This window comes from Candidatus Bandiella woodruffii (assembly GCF_034359465.1).
GTDB lineage: Bacteria > Pseudomonadota > Alphaproteobacteria > Rickettsiales > Midichloriaceae > NDG2.
This window is the reverse complement of sequence record NZ_CP110820.1, coordinates 1054284-1072695: the sequence shown is the minus strand read 5'-3', so window position 1 is coordinate 1072695 and position 18412 is coordinate 1054284. Positions and strand designations below refer to the sequence as shown.

Genomic DNA, 18412 nt, shown 5'->3' with positions numbered 1-18412 from the left:
ATTATGGCGGAAGGAAAGGGATTCGAACCCTTGTTACCCGCGAGAGTAAACACGCTTTCCAAGCGTGCGCCTTCAACCACTCGGCCACCCTTCCAGGTTTTGCAACATTCAGTACACCTTTTTATATCTAGTGCGGACACACCAGTAATATATAAAAAAGTACTAGTACGCAATAAAAAATTTCGTTGACATGCTCCTGTACTTGCAGTAATAAAAAGCTTTAATGGTGTCCTTAAGTTCATGGCCAAATCGAAAGAGTCCTATTTCAAATCTAACCCACATATTTCTGGCATTCTGCTGATGACAACAAATGCTTTTTTTATGTCGTTGTTATATGTGGTCGTGAAAGTCTTAACTAACAACATGCACATATCATCCAATCAAGTTGGGCTGTTATATAAGCTGAGTATAGTGGTGATAACATTGCTTTCGTGTATGAAACTAGGGTTTGTACATCACTTAAAAACAAAAAAACTTTTTTTTCATGCGTTACGGGGATTTTTTAGTATTGTTGGCTCTTTATCTATGTTTTATGCAGTATCAGTGCTAAACGTTGTTGACGCAGCAGCCATATCAGAACTAACTCCATCTGTTATGGCAGTGACAGGCATTTTACTATTTAACGAAAATATCACTGTTCCTAAAATGGTTCTGTTTATTGGAACGATAGTAGGTGTTATACTAATGAATTTTGACAAGAACATAGAGTCAGGGTATTTCTACGCATTTTTAGCACTGGCAGCTTGGTCACTTAACAATATCGTTGTGAAGAAGCTCACAAAAACTGAGCACTCCAGGGCACAGCTATTTTACTCTGCGCTTTTCGCCTCAGTATTTGCTATGCCAGTTGCCTTTTTTAGTTTTTCCTTTGACCCCACAAATTATGCCCTAGATTTTACAGCTAGAGAGTGGCCTACCTTCTCTTTTCATGCAATTGTCTTGATTCTTTGCGCAAGCATAGCAAGTTTATTACACAAACTATCATTTTTCAGGGCTTATAAATTAGCTGATATATCGATAGTTGGTCCCTATGACTACTTAAGGTTGCCATTCACTGGAATGCTTGCATACATAATATTGGGGGAAATGATAACTGATGTTTATTCAATAATAGGATACACGGTCATTATTATAAGTGGCATATACTTCGTGATGCATAAGAAGAAAAAAGAGTCGAGATAGCTAAGTAAGCTATTAAAAAACGTAACGTCAAAAAAGATAATCACAACTTTTGAAGTCAGTGAATCATACTCATAACCCCTTGTGTTTCTTTCGATATTTATATATAAAATATGCATAAATAATTTTCCGTATTTCATAATGTTGGAACTTGATCAAATTAACTCCTGGCCTTTTAAAGAAGCGGAGTTGATATTAAAAAAAATTGGCAATAAAGTTCCAGCTAAGGGTTATGTACTATTTGAAACTGGATATGGCCCCTCAGGATTTCCACATATTGGCACATTTGGAGAGGTAGTGCGTAATAATATGGTGCAAAAAGCATTTGCACGCATTTCAGGCATACCAACAAAGTTGATTTGCGTATCGGACGATATGGATGGCCTGCGAAAAATACCAGACACCATACCAAACAAGGAACATTACAAACAATATTTAGACCTACCATTAACCAAAGTGCCAGACCCATTTGGTGAATGCAACAGTTATGGGGAATACATGAATTCCAGACTGAGAAACTTTTTGGATTCGTTTAATTTTAAATATGAGTTTGTTAGTGCGACTGAGTACTATAAATCAGGCAAATTTAACGAATACCTAATTAAAGTATTGGAAAAATATGATGACATAATGGATTTAATGCTCCCAACCTTAGGACAAGACAGGCAGAAAACTTACAGCCCCTTTCTGCCCATATGCCCTAAAACCGGAAGAGTATTGCAGGTACAAGTAGTGGAAAAAGACTTAGCCTCAAGAAAAATAACTTACTTGGATGAGGACAAAAAAGCTATCACGGTAAGTGTTTTAGATGGTAACTGTAAATTACAATGGAAACCTGACTTTGCAATGCGCTGGGCTGCTCTTGACGTTGACTACGAAATGTATGGCAAAGATATCCAGGCAAATGCTTATCTTTACGATAAAATCTGTAGAATATTAGGCAAATCGCCACCACAGCAGATGTCCTACGAATTATTTCTTGACGAAAATGGTCAAAAAATCTCAAAATCCAAGGGCAACGGAGTAACTATAGAAGAATGGTTGAAATATGGAAGTCAGGAAAGCCTAGCGTTGTTCATGTACCAATCGCCTAAAAAAGCCAAAAAATTATACTACGATATCATCCCGAAGATCTTCGATGAGTATTTGCAACATCTTGAGAACTACAATAATGAGTTAGATGAGTGCAAACGCCTTTCCAACCCTATTTTTTACATCCATGGTAACACCCCCCCAAAGGTAAACCTGGGGAAAATAAGCTTCACATTGTTACTGAATTTGGTTAATGCCTGTAACACAGATAGCAAGGAAGTGGCATGGGGCTATATTGATAACTCAAATCCAAGCCTAACCAAAAATGACAGGAAGTACATAGACTCTATGCTAGGGTTTGCAATAAATTATTACCAAGACTTTGTAAAACCTAAGAAACAGTATAAAATCCCAAATCAAGAAGAGATCAAGCTACTTCAACATCTTCTTGAAGTGTTAGACATAATAGAAGATGATGCGGAAAAAATACAAAACGCCATTTACAAGATAGGCAAAGATAACGGGTTAGATTTAAAACACTGGTTTTCCAGTCTTTACGAAATTTTATTGGGGACAAAAGAAGGACCAAGAATTGGTACGTTTGTGAAGTTTTATGGTATAAAAGAAACAAAACAATTGATCTTAGACAAAATAAAGCTGTAAGTTTGCGCAATTTCAGTTGTAATAATGTAAATTTTATGTATTATCTTACCTTTAATACCTAGAGGTACCTTCAAAATCAATCTCAGTTTTTTGGGGGTATGGTATGCAAGAAATAATGTAACAAAGCATAGATATTAATTCATGAGTACGAAACTATCAGGAACTTATTTTGCTAGACCTTCTGATCTACAAAAAAAGTGGTTATTGATTGATGCAAAAGATCAAGTGCTGGGCAGTTTATCTGCGCAAGTAGCGAAGATTTTACGTGGGAAGCATAAATGCTCTTACACTCCGCATATGGACTGCGGCGACAACATTGTGATAATTAACGCGGAAAAGATAAAATTAACAGGTAAAAAGCTGGAACAAAAAGTATATTACAGACATACAGGCCATCCTGGAGGGATCAAAGAATCAAAAGTCGATGATATGTTGTCTGGCAAATATCCTGAGAGGGTTATAAAATTAGCTGTTGAACGTATGTTACCTAAAGAAAGTCCGCTAGCAAGGAAGCAGTTCAAAAACCTTTATGTATATGCCGGGGAAAATCACCCTCATGCAGCGCAACAACCTGAATTAGTTAACCCTGTCAAAAGATAAGCTATGGAGAATAAAGAAGTAAAAGTTGCTATCAAGCCTAAAAAAGCTTCTGCTGCGGGCGAAAAAGCACAAGTAACAACAAAAAAAGCTACTCAAACTACAGTTGAGGTCAGCAAAGAAGTAAAAGCTAGTAGTCGTGCTGAAAAAAAAGCGACTTCTGCTACAGCTGTGCCAAGAGTTTACGCTACTGGCAAAAGAAAAACCGCTGTTGCAAAAGTGTGGATGACGACCAAGGGCACAGGAAAAATTATGGTCAATGGTAAGCCCGTGACAGAATATTTTCAAAGACCTGTGTACAAAACATTGATTAACCAACCGTTTTGTCTGCTCAAAGCTGATGGTGTATATGATGTGGATTGTCAAGTTTCTGGCAGTGGGTTATCTGGGCAAGCTGGTGCGATTAGGCACGGAATCAGTAAAGCTCTGAACCAAATCAGCGAAGAGTTCCGTCAAGCGTTAAGAAGTGGTGGGTTTTTGACCAGAGATAGTAGACAAGTGGAAAGAAAAAAATACGGGCAGCCTAAGGCGAGGAAAAGATTCCAGTTCTCTAAAAGATAACATCTTTTTGACGCCTCAAACTGAGCATTTTAAGAACTTGATAGGTTATTTATCTGTTGACTTATACGCATACTTTGATCTATCATATTTTACTTTAAAAGTTCGCGTACATACTTTTGGTAAATTAGATGTTGGCAAAGTTTATAGACGATAGATAATTCAAAAAGAGCTGTGAGTATGTAATGAAGCATGAAATATGACGACGCAAATTTTTGAAGTTAGCAGAGTATAGATAGTTATTTCTAATTATTTTGAGGGGTTAATTAAAAAATGAAGTGCAGTTTTGCATGATTAACACGCATTGAAAAGTATTATCCCCAACTCTTAAAATATAACAATAAAGAGGGAGTGTTGCCATAAGATAGATAAGATGCTAAAATGAATATAGCGAGCAACAAAGAAAATAGAGATATGAATACAGAGTGTAAAAAATGCAGTAGCAGTAAATACGTTAAGAATGGTAATATTAGGGGTATGCAAAGGTATAAATGCAAAGAGTGTGGATGTAATTTTACAAGCACTAAATTAAGAGGCTGTTCGCCAGAGATGAAGGCTCTGGCAGTGTTATTGTACAGCATGGGAAAAAGTAGCTTTAGATGGCTAGGGAAATTATTTAAAGTAGCTCATACTAGCGTATATAAGTGGATAATACTGTATGCTAAAAAGATACCAAGACCAACAGTGCCGGAAGAATTGAGAGAAGTTGAAATAGATGAGATGTGGCATTTTGTAGATTCAAAAAAAACAAATTATGGATATGGAAAGCCTATAGTAGGGAGCTCAAGAGAGTTGTTGCCTGGGTGGTTGGTAAGCGTAACGTTACAACCTTTAGAAAATTGTGGAAAATCATAAGTAGAGATAATTGCAGTTATTACACAGACGATTGGTCTGTTTATTCAGAGGTTATACCTCGCCATCAACATGTTGTTGGCAAACAACATACACTCTCAATTGAGTCCAATAACTCAAACACAAGGCACAGAATTGCAAGAATGACCAGAAAAACAAAGGTAGTTTCAAAATCTGAAGAAGTTGTCGATCTTACGATTAAGCTCTGGGTACATTTTGAGGATAACAATAATTTCCTAAGTGAGCAGGGCAATTTTATATCTATCTTTGGCTAACACTCTGTAAAATTATATGATTTTCTCAAAACTTCAGAAAAAAAACATCTTCTGCATAGTAGTTTTTGCAGTTGCCGTTTTTGATCTGGCTATATTCTTTTATTTACCATTATTATCAAGTGTTAGGCAGGAGTTTAAGGTCAGTCAATCGCTGATCCAATTTAGCGCGGCCGTTAATTTACTTGGCATTAGCATTTCATCTATAGTGTATGGTACACTGTCTGACGCTTGGGGGAGAAGAAAAATCGTGTTATTTGGAATGCTGAGCTTCACAATAGCATCTTATGGTATTTCACTAGCCACATCAATTTACACCTTATTCTTTTTTAGATTTCTTCAAGGAGTGGGAGCAGGAGTAGCATGGTCTATAGGTAATGCAATTATCCATGACATTTATAAAGAAAAGGATTTCCAGAAAGCTATAATTAGCTTTACCATTATGATGGGTATAGTTACCGTTATATCTCCAAGCCTTGGCGGCTATGTTGGTGGTGCCATAGGTTGGAGACAAAGTTTCAATGTTATGGCTATATCTGGGTTAGCAATATTAATGTATAGTATTTTTTTCTTACCAGAAACTTTACAAACAAAATCCAAAATTAACTTTCAGCATATCTTTAATAATTACAGAACATTATTTACAAATTATACTTATATAAAGCACCTAATTATAAAAGTATTGATGGTCTCGCTCGCTTTCGTTAACATTTCCAATCTTCCCTTAATATTTGTAGAAGGATATCAGTCTAGCGTAGAGTGGTGCGGCGCGTTAATGGCATTAGGGTCAGCCGTATTTGTGCTTGGTGGCGTTATAAATGGCAGGTTGGTGAATTACTTTTCAACAGATAAAATCATAAAGTATTCATTATTGTCCAGCGCACTCAGTAGCTTGACTTTAATTTCAATGGAGTGGTTTGGATTACTTACTGCGATTGGGATCCAAATTATAAAAATTCCTTATCTGATTGCAATTGCATTGATATTTGGCAATGCTACATCTAAAGTTGTTAGCGCAATACCACAATTATCCGGCAGCGCCTCTGCATCTATGGTGACTCTTGAGGCGTTAATAGGTGCTTTTTTTGTAAAATTGGTAAGCAACTTTTATAATCAAACAATCTATCCAATGGAAATATTTGCATTGGCAGCTGTGGTGATTTCATATTTGACATTAACTTCATCTTCCATTCGTTCACAATCTTCTTGAAATCGCTTTTGAACAAGTAACCTCTAATGAGATAAGTTTAAACGTTGGCGAAATTTATAGACGACAGATATCAATTCTTAATTTGATTTGAGGTATACTTTGAGTATACATAATTGTAGTGTGCTTTGATTGCCTCTTGGAATTTATACCAATCCCCCTCTTTATATTCGCTACGGCACCGTCAAGTTAAAAAAGTTGAGGTGCAAAAGGTATTGAGAGAAGAGGGAAAAAATAGTAAATTGGAGCAAAATAAAAAATAATAGAAAAACAATGGAAGAAAGAGCGAGCAGATACAGATATCCAATGGTGATAATAGGACATGCAGTTTGGTTGTACCACAGATTTAATTTGAGTTATAGAGACGTAGCAGAAGAGTTGTTATAAAGGGGTATAGAAGTAAGCCATGAAACGATAAGAGCATGGTGTATTAAATTTGGAAAAAGGTTTTTAGATATAATCAAGAAGAAGTAGAGGAAAGCAAAGGATAAATGGCATTTGGATGAGATGAGCATTAAAATTAACGGTAAATATTTTATTTTGTGGAGAGCTGTAGATGAAGATGGATATGAGATAGATGTCTTCCTACAGACCAGACGTAATAAAAAGTCTGCGATAAGGTTTTTATCAAGATTATTACAATCAAATCCAGTACCCAGAGTAATCGTGACAGATAAATTAAAAAGCTATACCAAACCTATAAAAGAAATGTGCCCTAAAACAGAGCATAGGCGCCATAAAGGATTAAATAATAGGGTTGAAAATGCACACCAACCAACACGCAGGAAAGAGAAATGCCTAATAAAATTCAAATCTCCTTCTGGGGTACAGCAAACTCTTTCTTTGATGGGAAAAATAAGGAACATATTTTCAGTAGATGTGGGCAGGTATATTAACAGTTCTAGCAAGCAAAAAGAAATGTTTTTTGAAGCTAAATCTATTTGGGATCACGCCGCTCAATCCATAGCTGCTGCATAATTTTCAAAAAGATGCTCTGTCACGCCCTTACCTCCATTAACTTGACGGTGCCAATAACGATGTTCGCAACCAGTATCTTTTCTGCACCATTTGCAATTGCTGAAGGTCCACAACCAGCATCACCTAACACAATAGTAACCAATAGTGATGGTGGAAGTGACATCGCAAATATCCTATGCCATGTAATAAAAGTAGCACAGGGAAGCGTTGGTAAAACTATAGCTACTCTAGTAATTATTTCCGTTGCAATAGGGTTGTTTTTAGGTAAGATAACATGGGGCGTTGCGATTGCTGTGGCCGTTGGCATGGGCGTGCTATTTGGAGCCAATACTGTTGTGAGCTTTGTTGCGGACGGTACCAATACTAATATCTGTCCTTAACAGTAAAACAAAGGTAAAATATAAAACAATTATTTACAAAAAACATAAAGTTTGAGCCCAGATTGTCCCAGGAAAGTCTAGGCTCTTTTCTTACCGCTTTTAAAGATATCTTACTTGATTATCTAACACTTTTTTTGTGCAATGGGGCTGATGATGGGGGAATATTGTTTTATTCACCAGTATCAAGCGATGTTCGAACCTGGATTACCAATAAAACCATAAATTATTGTTCTCCCTCAGATTATGATGAAGACCATATAGTACTTACGCAAAAATATAATAACATAGTCAGCCTCCTTTCTCTACACTATAGCAATGATATTATAGGTTCTTTAATTCAGTATAAAAAGTATTTAACCAATGATGGATCATTCTTAGCGATAATTTTGGGGGGAGAAACGTTAACAGAACTAAAGAGGTGTTTGATCGAGGTTGATATGCTGAAATTTGGCAAGATTTATCCAAGAATCATGCCGATGATAAAACCAGAAGTCATACCTTCTCTGCTACAAAGAGCTGAATATAAGAATTCTATCATTAGCGTTGAAAAAGTCACTTTATATTACGACGGAATAGAATCTCTGATTACAGATATTAAGAAAGCTGGGCAATTCAATTATTTAACGGATAGATATAATGGCTACGCTGGGAAAGACTATTTTCCAAAAGCGGAAGAGTTATACTTGAAGTTTTATGGAGATGACAAAAGAATCCCCGCTACATTTGAATTTATAATAATGCATAGCCTAGCCTAGTTATAACACATATAACACCCATACTCCGATAACTTGAAAAATTGGCGTCAAAACACTTCGGACTTCGCATTTCGTCACGTACTTTTGTACGCCGATCATGCTCATCGCTTGTATTCCTCGCTCTTTTCCAAGTTCTCTGTCGTCTATAAATTTGCCAACACTTGATTTACTCGAGCAGAGTGTTAGCCAAAAATAGATATAAAATTGCCCTGCTCACTTAGGAAATTATTGTTATCCTCAAAATGTACCCAGGGCACCGTCAAGTTAATGGAGGTAAGGGCGTGACAGAGCATCTTTTTGAAAATTATGCAGCAGCTATGGATTGAGCGGCGTGATCCCAAATAGATTTAGCTTCAAAAAACATTTCTTTTTGCTTGCTAGAACTGTTAATATACCTGCCCACATCTACTGAAAATATGTTCCTTATTTTTCCCATCAAAGAAAGAGTTTGCTGTACCCCAGAAGGAGATTTGAATTTTATTAGGCATTTCTCTTTCCTGCGTGTTGGTTGGTGTGCATTTTCAACCCTATTATTTAATCCTTTATGGCGCCTATGCTCTGTTTTAGGGCACATTTCTTTTATAGGTTTGGTATAGCTTTTTAATTTATCTGTCACGATTACTCTGGGTACTGGATTTGATTGTAATAATCTTGATAAAAACCTTATCGCAGACTTTTTATTACGTCTGGTCTGTAGGAAGACATCTATCTCATATCCATCTTCATCTACAGCTCTCCACAAAATAAAATATTTACCGTTAATTTTAATGCTCATCTCATCCAAATGCCATTTATCCTTTGCTTTCCTCTACTTCTTCTTGATTATATCTAAAAACCTTTTTCCAAATTTAATACACCATGCTCTTATCGTTTCATGGCTTACTTCTATACCCCTTTATAACAACTCTTCTGCTACGTCTCTATAACTCAAATTAAATCTGTGGTACAACCAAACTGCATGTCCTATTATCACCATTGGATATCTGTATCTGCTCGCTCTTTCTTCCATTGTTTTTCTATTATTTTTTATTTTGCTCCAATTTACTATTTTTTCCCTCTTCTCTCAATACCTTTTGCACCTCAACTTTTTTAACTTGACGGTGCCTCGTTATTGTAATTGTTAGATAATGTCGTCATGAGATTTTAAGCCAAAGAGATAAACATCTAATCTGAATTGCGGCAAGGAAAGAAGCTGAATTTTGGGAGTGTTTTAAAAAGGATAGGAAAGAAGAAAAGAATGTGATATAAGGAGAGGGAAGGAAAAAAAAGAAAGGGAAAAATGGAGAAAATAGAATGTAAATATTGCAAAGGGAAAGAGGTATCAAAAAATGGATATGCAAGGAAAAAGCAGAGATACAAATGTAAGAGTTGTAATAAAAACTTTACAGAAGGAGATGGTAGGAAGAATTGGAAATATGGTAATAAAGAGAGGAGCATGGTGATAAAGATGTATCTAAATAACTGCGGAATTAGGAGGATAGCTCACATATTAAATATCCGTTAAGTACAGTATTTTATTGGATCAAACAAGCAGGGAAAGTAGTAGATGAGATGGTGACGAATCAAAAGATAGAGGGAGATAAGAAGCGTATAGAGATATTAGAGATGGATGAGCTATATACATACGTCAAAAAAAGAGAATAAAACAAGAATATGGACTGCTGTCGATAGGGACAGATTCAAAACTGTTGCGTTTAAAGTAGGTTCAGGTGATAAAGAAAATTACGTAGATTTAGCTCGTGAGCTAGAAGAAAAATACCAAATTCGTTATATGCGTACAGATGGGTATGAGGTCTATTGTCATTATAAAATTGCTCAAATACATCTGCAGACAAAGTCTGAAACTTGTTTGGTTGAGAGCTTCAATTCCTCCTTAAGGGATATGCTGGTTCTGTCGCATCTGTGAAAATTCAGTGCAAAAAGTGAAAAGTGAAAATTTCAAAGTGCGGAAAATCGGGAGTTAAAAATTCTTAATTTTTACTTTTTATTTCAAAAATTAACAGATGCGACAGAACCATTTTTTTTATTATGCGAAAGAATTGGGGGACGATCTAAGGAAGTATCTAGCTTATTTCCCCGATATCCAAAGAGCTTTAGCAAAAATATTCATCAACAAAGCTACCTTTAAAAATTTAAACACTATCAAGGATGGACTCAAAATAGCCAGTATGATAAGCGAGTTGTTCAGGATTAAACACAGCAAACTGACGGACGGAATCAATGCAATAATATCGCAGATATTTGGATATTCCCAATTGGTTGATCAACTGGAGGAAGCGTTAAAACAATCTGAAGAAGATGTAACAAGGCCTATTAGAGTTGGATATAACAAGCAACTTGATGAATTATATGACATTAAGGACAATTCGCATCAAAAAATTTCTGATATGCGGGATAAATATAGAGAGAAAACCGGGGTGGCAAATCTAAAAATCGTAAAAAACAACATATTTGGTTACTTTGTTGAAGTTACAAGCATGAATGCCAGCAAAATGGAGCAAGATTTTTTTGTGCATAAGCAAACCTTGGGTAATGTTGTAAGATATTTTACGGATGAGTTAAAGCACTTGGAAGACGTGCTGTTGAATTGTGATAATAAAATAGAAAGCTTGGAGAAGCATATATTTGAGAAGCTATGTGAGCAAGTGAAAGCCCATTTTGATGAGATTAACTTGGTGGTAACAAGTATTGCGAATCTGGATCTTTACAGCTCACTTGCAGAATTAGCACATGAGAAAAACTATGCCAAACCCCAAGTCCATGACGGTGATTCATTTGAAATTGAAGGGGGAAGGCACCCTGTAGTGGAAAATTACCAAAAAGATAACTTCATCCCCAACTCATCTAACATCAATGAGCAGGAGAAGATTTGGCTGATAACCGGTCCAAATATGGCTGGTAAAAGCACTTTTTTAAGACAGAACGCTTTGATTTGTATATTAGCACAAATGGGAAGTTATGTGCCAGCAACCAAGGTGAATTTAGGTGTGGTAGACAAGATGTTTAGCCGAATAGGTGCAGCTGATAATCTTGCGAAAGGAGAATCCACGTTTATGGTGGAAATGTTAGAAACTGCATATATCTTAAATAATGCCACCCAAAAGTCATTTGTTATATTAGATGAAATTGGCAGAGGAACTTCCACACACGATGGCATAGCAATTGCGTGGGCGGTGCTTGAGTACATACACAACAAAACTAATTGCAGAACGTTGTTCGCAACACATTATCATGAACTGGTCCAACTAAAAAAGCACTTAAAAAATATTGCCACTTATACTATGGAGATTAAAGAGTGGAACAATGAAATAATCTTTATGCACAAGATAAGAAGGGGCGTTGCTGATAGTTCTTATGGGGTGCATGTTGCACAATTAGCTGGTTTGCCAACTGAGGTGATAAAAATTGCTCAAAATATATTGAGTAGATTTGAAAATGCCGTAACACTTGATGTGCAAAAAGAAATGCAATACACTGCGAATACAAATTCAACAGCTTCTAAAGAGTCTGAAATAGTAGAGATGCTTAAGCATGTGGATATGAATAGCACCACGCTACTTAAAGCACATGAAATTTTGTGCGATCTGAAAAAAAAGTTATAGTTTGCCGCACGAAAATTTTGATAATTCTATAATTTGATGGGGAGTGTTGCCATAAGATAGATAAGATGCTAAAATGAATATAGCGAGCAACAAAGAAAATAGAAATATGAATACAGAGTGTAAAAAATGCAGTAGCAGTAAATACGTTAAGAATGGTAATATTAGGGGTATGCAAAGGTATAAATGCACAGAGTGTTAGCCAAAGATAGATATAAAATTGCCCTGCTCACTTAGGAAATTATTGTTATCCTCAAAATGTACCCAGAGCTTAATCGTAAGATCGACAACTTCTTCAGATTTTGAAACTACCTTTGTTTTTCTGGTCATTCTTGCAATTCTGTGCCTTGTGTTTGAGTTATTGGACTCAATTGAGAGTGTATGTTGTTTGCCAACAACATGTTGATGGCGAGGTATAACCTCTGAATAAACAGACCAAGCGTCTGTGTAATAAGTGCAATTATCTCTACTTATGATTTTCCACAATTTTCTAAAGGTTGTAACGTTACGCTTACCAACCACCCAGGCAACAACTCTCTTGAGCTCCCTACTATAGGCTTTCCATATCCATAATTTGTTTTTTTTGAATCTACAAAATGCCACATCTCATCTATTTCAACTTCTCTCAATTCTTCCGGCACTGTTGGTCTTGGTATCTTTTTAGCATACAGTATTATCCACTTATATACGCTAGTATGAGCTACTTTAAATAATTTCCCTAGCCATCTAAAGCTACTTTTCCCCATGCTGTACAATAACACTGCCAGAGCCTTCATCTCTGGCGAACAGCCTCTTAATTTAGTGTTTGTAAAATTACATCCACACTCTTTGCATTTATACCTTTGCATACCCCTAATATTACCATTCTTAACGTATTTACTGCTACTGCATTTTTTACACTCTGTATTCATATTTCTATTTTCTTTGTTGCTCGCTATATTCATTTTAGCATCTTATCTATCTTATGGCAACACTCCCATAAAATGGTATGGATTTGGTGGTATACAACGTCCTAAGTCAGGTAGTAAAAAACTTGCTGTATTTCTTTTTAAATTCATCATAGCCATCATCAAAATCTATGGTATTGCCTTTGTATAAAAATATAATTCTATTTGCAATTGTAGATATAAAGTGCCTATCATGGCTTACGAATATTACTGTTCCTTCGAAAGCTTTTAACGCTTTTGCAAGGGCAGTCCTGCTTTCTAAATCTAAGTGGTTTGTTGGTTCATCTAGTACTATAACGTTTGGTTTTTCCAACATAATTTTTGCAAATAATAGCCTTGCAGCTTCCCCACCGCTCAATACGTTGACTGGCTTGTCAGCTTGATCTTGCGTGAGCAACATTCTGCCCAGGGCTCCCCTCACAAGTCCAATATCTGATTTACCAGTGATCTCCATAAGCCAATTTACTGCAGACATACTGCCCTGAATTAAGTCATGATGATCTTGTGAAAAATAGGCAATATCAGTGTTAAATCCCCATTTAATACTGCCGTTGGCAGGCTTAATAAGCCCAAGAACAGTTTTAAGCAGGGTGGATTTTCCAATACCATTGATTCCTAAAACACCAATTTTCTCCCCCAGACTTACTCTGAATGATAAATTTTGAAATAATTTAACATCTTTAAACGATTGGGAAAGTTCTAGAATTTGTAAAACTTCCTGCCCAGATTTTTTCTCTTGTTTGAAGAAAAAATTGGGTGCTACTCTTGTAGTGCGTGCAATTTCTGGTATATCTATTTTTTCAATTCTTTTTTCCCTTGAAATTGCTTGTTTGGAACGCGTTGACGCTCTGAATTTATCTATAAAAGCACGGTCTTTTGCAATTTTTCTTTCAATTGCATCTTTTTCATCTTCTTTTTGCTCTAATGTTGCTTGCTTTTCTCTGATAAAATGGTCGTAATCACCAACGTAAGATGTGATTGTGCCATAATCTACATCCAGTATATGGTTACAGGTGGAATTAAGAAAATCATGGTCATGGGATATTAATATCAAAACTCCCTTGAAACTTCTTTTTAAAAAATTTTCCAACCATTGTGTGGAGAGTATATCTAAGTGGTTTGTTGGTTCATCTAGCAATAATATGTCAGGATTGCCAAAAAGGCACTGGGCGAGCAAGACTCTGATTTTATACCCCCCCGATAGCTTTTTTAGCGGTTGCGTTACGTTTTCCTTGTCAATCCCCAACCCTTGTAATATGATTTTAGCGTTTGACTCTGCCCTATATCCATCGTTTTCATGTATCACAGATTCTAACTCTGCAATTCTATAGCCGTCTTCATCAGTAAAGTTACTCTTGATACTAAGAGTATTTTGCTCTTGCATTGCGTTCCACAACTGGGTATTTCCTTGGATCACAACATCTATTACCCTGTCATTCTCATACTTAAATTGGTCTTGCTTTAAAGCACTGATCCTAAGTGAGTTGTTAACTGTGATGTTGCCAGAAGTAACATCCTCTTCTTTTTGTATTAGTTTGATAAATGTGGATTTGCCCGAACCATTTGCGCCAACCAACCCGTATTGATTTTTTGGCTTTAGTGTAAGGTTGACGTCGCTGAACAATTTTTTGCCCCCATAATGCATGGAAACATTTTCACATAGAATCATTAAAATTAACCGACCGTTATAAAGTAATGGATATATAAATACAGTTTTTTTTAATTACTTCAAGGAAGCGTGTATGTAACATTTGAAATAATGGCTTTTGCAAAGTTATCAATCCCTAGATTGGTCCATCAAAGTCTTTTGCTTCAGTCCAAGACCGGATAAAATTTTATATGTTTCATGTACCGGTAAACCTATGACGTTACTTGGATGACCATTAATCCAAGTAATATAAGCTCCTGCAACGCCTTGCAACGCATATCCTCCCGATTTATCTTTCCATTCGTTTGAATCTAATAAGTACCGAATTTCATTTTCTGTAAGCAACTTGAATTTTAATTTGGTTTGTACCACTTTACAGACAATTTTTTCTCCTTTAGTAACGCATATGCCGGTATATACCGTATGTCTTCTGCCTGATAGTAGCTTTAAAAATAAATGAGCTTGCTTCTCATCTTGCGGCTTTGGGATAACCATTCTGCCCCTTGCAACTATAGTGTCAGCTGCTAATACTATATCAGTGGGGTAGTTTTTTGCTACTATTGATGCTTTTTCTGAAGCCAGTCTTTGCGCAAGTTTACAGGGCAATTCCTTTTTGTTAGGGCTTTCATCTATATCTGGCGAAATGATTATATCTGGACGATAACCAATACTTTCAAGTAAAATTCTTCTTCTAGGGGACGACGACGCTAATACCAACCTGTTCATGCCATTAATGCCTATGGCTAACTCTTCCTTTGGTCAAGTCGTATGGTGTCATTTCTATCGTAACCACATCACCTGCCAGTACTCTGATTCTATTTTTTCTCATTTTACCTGAAGTATAAGCTATGATTTGATGTCCATTTTCCAGTTCAACTCTAAAAGTGGCATTGGGCAATAACTCTATTATTTTCCCCTTCATTTCCACTATGTCGTCTTTTGCCATTAAATATATAAAATTCTGTATTGAGTTACTACTTATAGTCTTAATTATAATTATTTCAAGTATATATTGACTTTCAATGGAACTTTTTATAGCATTTGTCACTATGTAAAACATGATCAGAATAAGGTAAAATGACTCTGTCAGTATCAGATAAAACCTTTGCAGCAGAAGTGGAAAGATATGCTGGAACAGTGTTGGTAGACTTTTGGGCAGAATGGTGTGGACCATGCAAGCAATTATCTCCAATTATAGATGCGGTAGCACAAGAGTTGGATGATAAAGTGAAAGTGATGAAGATGGATATAGATGAAAATCCAGAAACTCCTTCGAAATTCGGGATTAGAAGTATCCCTACGTTAATGCTGTTTAAGAACGGTAAACACATAGATACAAAAGTTGGCTCTTCTCCAAAAGCGGCGATTTTAGATTGGATTGAAAGCCATAATTCATAGGCGCATTCACAACAATCGTGCGCCAAACTTAAGCTGTAATTGGTTGGAATGTATTTGATCCTAGTAAAGTTTTGAAAGAGCTCTCAAGGTACTTGTATTATGAGCCGAAGTAGCACAGAGGTAGTGCAACTGATTCGTAATCAGTAGGTCGGGAGTTCAATTCTCCCCTTCGGCACCACAACTGATATAGGTCAGGAAGTCAAAATGAAAAAGGTTGTTGCGATTTGATATAAATGGAAATACAGTTTATATGGCTTATAAGTAGTTAATTTGGAAGTTTCGAAAGCTTCTAATATATTTTTTTAAGGGAGTGTTCATAAATAGATAGAAAGAGCTAAAGCTTTGTTAAAAAATAAAACAAGGGATAATCTTAGCATTTCAGAACACTTGCTAAAGCGTTTAGTCTTGCGATTTAATCTAGCAAGCATATCCCTTAAGGAGGAATTGAAGCTCTCAACCAAACAAGTTTCAGACTTTGTCTGCAGATGTATTTGAGCAATTTTATAATGACAATAGACCTCATACCCATCTGTACACATATAACGAATTTGGTATTTTTCTCCTAGCTCACGAGCTAAATCTACGTAATTTTCTTTATCACCTGAACCTACTTTAAACGCAACAGTTTTGAATCTGTCCCTATCGACAGCAGTCCATATTCTTGTTTTATTCTCTTTTTTTTGACGTATGTATATAGCTCATCCATCTCTAATATCTCTATACGCCTCTTATCTCCCTCTATCTTTTGATTCGTCACCATCTCATCTACTACTTTCCCTGCTTGTTTGATCCAATAAAATACTGTACTTAACGGGATATTTAATATGTGAGCTATCCTCCTAATTCCGCAGTTATTTAGATACATCTTTATCACCATGCTCCTCTCTTTATTACCATATTTCCAATTCTTCCTACCATCTCCTTCTGTAAAGTTTTTATTACAACTCTTACATTTGTATCTCTGCTTTTTCCTTGCATATCCATTTTTTGATACCCCTTTCCCTTTGCAATATTTACATTCTATTTTCTCCATTTTTCCCTTTCTTTTTTTTCCTTCCCTCTCCTTATATCACATTCTTTTCTTCTTTCCTATCCCTTTTAAAACACTCCCAAAAATAATGCTAGGAATAGAAAATTTTTATAGTATAATTAAGCTTTACAATTCATAATTATATGGAGTCAAAATCATGAACTTAAAATACTTAACAATTTGCCTAACACTTGCTGTTACATTCTTTGCTGGAAGCGTGATTGCAGCTGACACTGCTGCTAAATCAACAGACGAAGCTAAAGTTGACGCTACAGCAACTGCGACCACAGATGCTGCTGCAACAGAAGATGCTAGTAAGCAAGATCCTAAAAAACCAGTAGCTAAAAAAGCTAACTAATTTTTAGCGGATTATAGGCAATACGCAAGTTCGTATTATTTATTTTGTGGCCTAGTTTATGTTTGAGTATTCAAAGGTAAGCTAAGGCCACTCTGTGTGCGGTGAGTATACAAATCTTCTTTTCTTCCTGTTATGATTGTGGTGCTATTTAGCTTTCAACTTCATATAATCTACCTTTAATAATAGGGAGTGTTCATAAATAGATAGAAAGAGCTAAAGCTTTGTTAAAAAATAAAACAAGGGATAATCTTAGCATTTCAGAACACTTGCTAAAGCGTTTAGTCTTGCGATTTAATCTAGCAAGCATATCCCTTAAGGAGGAATTGAAGCTCTCAACCAAACAAGTTTCAGACTTTGTCTGCAGATGTATTTGAGCAATTTTATAATGACAATAGACCTCATACCCATCTGTACACATATAACGAATTTGGTATTTTTCTCCTAGCTCACGAGCTAAATCTACGTAATTTTCTTTATCACCTGAACCTACTTTAAACGCAACAGTTTTGAATCTGTCCCTATCGACAGCAGTCCATATTCTTGTTTTATTCTCTTTTTTTTGACGTATGTATATAGCTCATCCATCTCTAATATCTCTATACGCTTCTTATCTCCCTCTATCTTTTGATTCGTCACCATCTCATCTACTACTTTCCCTGCTTGTTTGATCCAATAAAATACTGTACTTAACGGGATATTTAATATGTGAGCTATCCTCCTAATTCCGCAGTTATTTAGATACATCTTTATCACCATGCTCCTCTCTTTATTACCATATTTCCAATTCTTCCTACCATCTCCTTCTGTAAAGTTTTTATTACAACTCTTACATTTGTATCTCTGCTTTTTCCTTGCATATCCATTTTTTGATACCCCTTTCCCTTTGCAATATTTACATTCTATTTTCTCCATTTTTCCCTTTCTTTTTTTTCCTTCCCTCTCCTTATATCACATTCTTT

24 protein-coding genes, 2 tRNA genes and 2 pseudogenes are annotated in these 18412 nt (G+C 35.9%); 17 read left to right on the top strand and 11 right to left on the bottom strand.

What is annotated here, in order from left to right; genetic code table 11:
• Positions 1-4: 4 nt before the first annotated feature.
• Positions 5-94, bottom strand: a tRNA-Ser gene (locus Bandiella_RS06525).
• Between the two features lie 146 nt (positions 95-240).
• Between Bandiella_RS06525 and Bandiella_RS06520 the strand changes: the two genes are divergently transcribed.
• The 10 genes and pseudogenes from Bandiella_RS06520 (at position 241) to Bandiella_RS06475 (ending at position 8473) form a co-directional block, all read left to right on the top strand.
• Positions 241-1182: a DMT family transporter gene (locus Bandiella_RS06520; RefSeq protein WP_323732855.1), complete on the top strand. Its 942-nt coding sequence runs from the start codon at positions 241-243 to the stop codon at positions 1180-1182.
• A gap of 138 nt (positions 1183-1320) precedes the next feature.
• Positions 1321-2874: a lysine--tRNA ligase gene (locus Bandiella_RS06515; protein ID WP_323732854.1), complete on the top strand. Its 1554-nt coding sequence runs from the start codon at positions 1321-1323 to the stop codon at positions 2872-2874.
• Positions 2875-3015: 141 nt separating this feature from the next.
• The gene (rplM, locus tag Bandiella_RS06510; protein ID WP_323732853.1) at positions 3016-3474 is read left to right on the top strand and encodes a 50S ribosomal protein L13; all 459 of its coding nucleotides are present in this window, start codon (positions 3016-3018) and stop codon (positions 3472-3474) included.
• Between the two features lie 3 nt (positions 3475-3477).
• Positions 3478-4032: a 30S ribosomal protein S9 gene (gene rpsI, locus Bandiella_RS06505; RefSeq protein WP_323732852.1), complete on the top strand. Its 555-nt coding sequence runs from the start codon at positions 3478-3480 to the stop codon at positions 4030-4032.
• Positions 4033-4410: 378 nt separating this feature from the next.
• Positions 4411-4884: an IS1/IS1595 family N-terminal zinc-binding domain-containing protein gene (locus tag Bandiella_RS06500; RefSeq protein ID WP_323732851.1), complete on the top strand. Its 474-nt coding sequence runs from the start codon at positions 4411-4413 to the stop codon at positions 4882-4884.
• On the top strand, positions 4788-5156 hold the full coding sequence (locus tag Bandiella_RS06495; protein ID WP_323733367.1) for an IS1 family transposase: 369 nt from the start codon (positions 4788-4790) through the stop codon (positions 5154-5156). The genes Bandiella_RS06500 and Bandiella_RS06495 overlap by 97 nt, the downstream gene beginning before the upstream one ends.
• Before the next feature lie 16 nt (positions 5157-5172).
• A complete protein-coding gene (locus tag Bandiella_RS06490) occupies positions 5173-6363 on the top strand; it encodes an MFS transporter (protein ID WP_323732850.1) in 1191 nt (396 codons plus the stop codon).
• A gap of 489 nt (positions 6364-6852) precedes the next feature.
• Positions 6853-7338, top strand: a pseudogene (locus tag Bandiella_RS06485) (IS6 family transposase); the annotation flags it as partial.
• A gap of 11 nt (positions 7339-7349) precedes the next feature.
• Complete coding sequence (locus Bandiella_RS07635) at positions 7350-7718, top strand: TrbC/VirB2 family protein (RefSeq protein ID WP_407651245.1); 369 nt, start codon at positions 7350-7352, stop codon at positions 7716-7718.
• Between the two features lie 62 nt (positions 7719-7780).
• Positions 7781-8473, top strand: a complete 693-nt coding sequence (locus Bandiella_RS06475; protein WP_323732848.1) for a hypothetical protein — start codon at positions 7781-7783, stop codon at positions 8471-8473.
• 304 nt (positions 8474-8777) lie between these two features.
• Here Bandiella_RS06475 and Bandiella_RS06470 read toward each other — a convergent pair.
• Positions 8778-9263 (bottom strand): annotated as a pseudogene (locus Bandiella_RS06470) (IS6 family transposase); the annotation flags it as partial.
• 489 nt (positions 9264-9752) lie between these two features.
• Between Bandiella_RS06470 and Bandiella_RS06465 the strand changes: the two are divergent.
• From Bandiella_RS06465 to Bandiella_RS06450, 4 genes are all read left to right on the top strand, one after another.
• On the top strand, positions 9753-9977 hold the full coding sequence (locus Bandiella_RS06465) for an IS1/IS1595 family N-terminal zinc-binding domain-containing protein (protein ID WP_323732847.1): 225 nt from the start codon (positions 9753-9755) through the stop codon (positions 9975-9977).
• Between the two features lie 105 nt (positions 9978-10082).
• Positions 10083-10379, top strand: coding sequence for a hypothetical protein (locus Bandiella_RS06460; RefSeq protein ID WP_323732846.1), 297 nt, complete (start codon positions 10083-10085; stop codon positions 10377-10379).
• A 97-nt stretch (positions 10380-10476) separates the two neighbouring features.
• Entirely contained in the window at positions 10477-12075 is a 1599-nt protein-coding gene (gene mutS / locus Bandiella_RS06455) for a DNA mismatch repair protein MutS (protein WP_323732845.1), read from the top strand.
• A 73-nt stretch (positions 12076-12148) separates the two neighbouring features.
• The gene (locus Bandiella_RS06450; protein WP_323732844.1) at positions 12149-12274 is read left to right on the top strand and encodes a transposase-like zinc-binding domain-containing protein; all 126 of its coding nucleotides are present in this window, start codon (positions 12149-12151) and stop codon (positions 12272-12274) included.
• Here the strand turns inward: Bandiella_RS06450 and Bandiella_RS06445 are convergent.
• The 5 genes from Bandiella_RS06445 to infA all read right to left on the bottom strand — a co-directional run bounded on the left by Bandiella_RS06445 (position 12271) and on the right by infA (position 15613).
• Positions 12271-12639, bottom strand: a complete 369-nt coding sequence (locus Bandiella_RS06445; RefSeq protein ID WP_323733407.1) for an IS1 family transposase — start codon at positions 12637-12639, stop codon at positions 12271-12273. The two genes, Bandiella_RS06450 and Bandiella_RS06445, sit on opposite strands and share 4 nt — an antisense overlap.
• Entirely contained in the window at positions 12543-13016 is a 474-nt protein-coding gene (locus Bandiella_RS06440; RefSeq protein WP_323732830.1) for an IS1/IS1595 family N-terminal zinc-binding domain-containing protein, read from the bottom strand. Before Bandiella_RS06440 ends, Bandiella_RS06445 begins: the two co-directional genes overlap by 97 nt.
• 73 nt (positions 13017-13089) lie before the next feature.
• Entirely contained in the window at positions 13090-14664 is a 1575-nt protein-coding gene (locus tag Bandiella_RS06435; protein ID WP_323732843.1) for an ABC-F family ATP-binding cassette domain-containing protein, read from the bottom strand.
• A 132-nt stretch (positions 14665-14796) separates the two neighbouring features.
• A complete protein-coding gene (locus tag Bandiella_RS06430; protein WP_323732842.1) occupies positions 14797-15393 on the bottom strand; it encodes a Maf family protein in 597 nt (198 codons plus the stop codon).
• Between the two features lie 4 nt (positions 15394-15397).
• On the bottom strand, positions 15398-15613 hold the full coding sequence (infA, locus tag Bandiella_RS06425) for a translation initiation factor IF-1 (protein ID WP_323732841.1): 216 nt from the start codon (positions 15611-15613) through the stop codon (positions 15398-15400).
• A 131-nt stretch (positions 15614-15744) separates the two neighbouring features.
• Between infA and trxA the strand changes: the two genes are divergently transcribed.
• Both trxA and Bandiella_RS06415 read left to right on the top strand, forming a co-directional pair.
• On the top strand, positions 15745-16065 hold the full coding sequence (gene trxA / locus Bandiella_RS06420) for a thioredoxin (protein WP_323732840.1): 321 nt from the start codon (positions 15745-15747) through the stop codon (positions 16063-16065).
• Between the two features lie 103 nt (positions 16066-16168).
• Positions 16169-16243 (top strand) — tRNA-Thr (locus tag Bandiella_RS06415).
• A 136-nt stretch (positions 16244-16379) separates the two neighbouring features.
• Here Bandiella_RS06415 and Bandiella_RS07630 read toward each other — a convergent pair.
• Entirely contained in the window at positions 16380-16724 is a 345-nt protein-coding gene (locus Bandiella_RS07630) for an IS1 family transposase (RefSeq protein WP_407651266.1), read from the bottom strand.
• The gene (locus Bandiella_RS06410) at positions 16673-17098 is read right to left on the bottom strand and encodes an IS1/IS1595 family N-terminal zinc-binding domain-containing protein (RefSeq protein WP_323732659.1); all 426 of its coding nucleotides are present in this window, start codon (positions 17096-17098) and stop codon (positions 16673-16675) included. Before Bandiella_RS06410 ends, Bandiella_RS07630 begins: the two co-directional genes overlap by 52 nt.
• A gap of 154 nt (positions 17099-17252) precedes the next feature.
• Between Bandiella_RS06410 and Bandiella_RS06405 the strand changes: the two genes are divergently transcribed.
• Positions 17253-17453: a hypothetical protein gene (locus Bandiella_RS06405; protein ID WP_323732839.1), complete on the top strand. Its 201-nt coding sequence runs from the start codon at positions 17253-17255 to the stop codon at positions 17451-17453.
• A 193-nt stretch (positions 17454-17646) separates the two neighbouring features.
• On the opposite strand, the gene Bandiella_RS07625 is transcribed toward Bandiella_RS06405, so the two are convergent.
• Entirely contained in the window at positions 17647-17991 is a 345-nt protein-coding gene (locus Bandiella_RS07625; RefSeq protein WP_407651266.1) for an IS1 family transposase, read from the bottom strand.
• Positions 17940-18365, bottom strand: a complete 426-nt coding sequence (locus Bandiella_RS06400) for an IS1/IS1595 family N-terminal zinc-binding domain-containing protein (RefSeq protein ID WP_323732464.1) — start codon at positions 18363-18365, stop codon at positions 17940-17942. Before Bandiella_RS06400 ends, Bandiella_RS07625 begins: the two co-directional genes overlap by 52 nt.
• Between the last annotated feature and the right edge of the window lie 47 nt (positions 18366-18412).

Bases quoted from the DNA above. Each gene is read 5' to 3' on its own strand.
- Bandiella_RS06520 (WP_323732855.1), top strand. From the start codon at position 241: ATGGCCAAATCGAAAGAGTCCTATTTCAAATCTAACCCACATATTTCT.
- Bandiella_RS06515 (WP_323732854.1), top strand. From the start codon at position 1,321: ATGTTGGAACTTGATCAAATTAACTCCTGGCCTTTTAAAGAAGCGGAG.
- rplM (WP_323732853.1), top strand. From the start codon at position 3,016: ATGAGTACGAAACTATCAGGAACTTATTTTGCTAGACCTTCTGATCTA.
- rpsI (WP_323732852.1), top strand. From the start codon at position 3,478: ATGGAGAATAAAGAAGTAAAAGTTGCTATCAAGCCTAAAAAAGCTTCT.
- Bandiella_RS06500 (WP_323732851.1), top strand. From the start codon at position 4,411: ATGAATATAGCGAGCAACAAAGAAAATAGAGATATGAATACAGAGTGT.
- Bandiella_RS06490 (WP_323732850.1), top strand. From the start codon at position 5,173: ATGATTTTCTCAAAACTTCAGAAAAAAAACATCTTCTGCATAGTAGTT.
- Bandiella_RS07635 (WP_407651245.1), top strand. From the start codon at position 7,350: ATGCTCTGTCACGCCCTTACCTCCATTAACTTGACGGTGCCAATAACG.
- Bandiella_RS06465 (WP_323732847.1), top strand. From the start codon at position 9,753: ATGGAGAAAATAGAATGTAAATATTGCAAAGGGAAAGAGGTATCAAAA.
- Bandiella_RS06460 (WP_323732846.1), top strand. From the start codon at position 10,083: ATGAGCTATATACATACGTCAAAAAAAGAGAATAAAACAAGAATATGG.
- mutS (WP_323732845.1), top strand. From the start codon at position 10,477: ATGCGACAGAACCATTTTTTTTATTATGCGAAAGAATTGGGGGACGAT.
- Bandiella_RS06450 (WP_323732844.1), top strand. From the start codon at position 12,149: ATGAATATAGCGAGCAACAAAGAAAATAGAAATATGAATACAGAGTGT.
- Bandiella_RS06440 (WP_323732830.1), bottom strand. From the start codon at position 13,016: ATGAATATAGCGAGCAACAAAGAAAATAGAAATATGAATACAGAGTGT.
- Bandiella_RS06435 (WP_323732843.1), bottom strand. From the start codon at position 14,664: ATGCATTATGGGGGCAAAAAATTGTTCAGCGACGTCAACCTTACACTA.
- Bandiella_RS06430 (WP_323732842.1), bottom strand. From the start codon at position 15,393: ATGAACAGGTTGGTATTAGCGTCGTCGTCCCCTAGAAGAAGAATTTTA.
- infA (WP_323732841.1), bottom strand. From the start codon at position 15,613: ATGGCAAAAGACGACATAGTGGAAATGAAGGGGAAAATAATAGAGTTA.
- trxA (WP_323732840.1), top strand. From the start codon at position 15,745: ATGACTCTGTCAGTATCAGATAAAACCTTTGCAGCAGAAGTGGAAAGA.
- Bandiella_RS06410 (WP_323732659.1), bottom strand. From the start codon at position 17,098: ATGGAGAAAATAGAATGTAAATATTGCAAAGGGAAAGGGGTATCAAAA.
- Bandiella_RS06405 (WP_323732839.1), top strand. From the start codon at position 17,253: ATGAACTTAAAATACTTAACAATTTGCCTAACACTTGCTGTTACATTC.
- Bandiella_RS06400 (WP_323732464.1), bottom strand. From the start codon at position 18,365: ATGGAGAAAATAGAATGTAAATATTGCAAAGGGAAAGGGGTATCAAAA.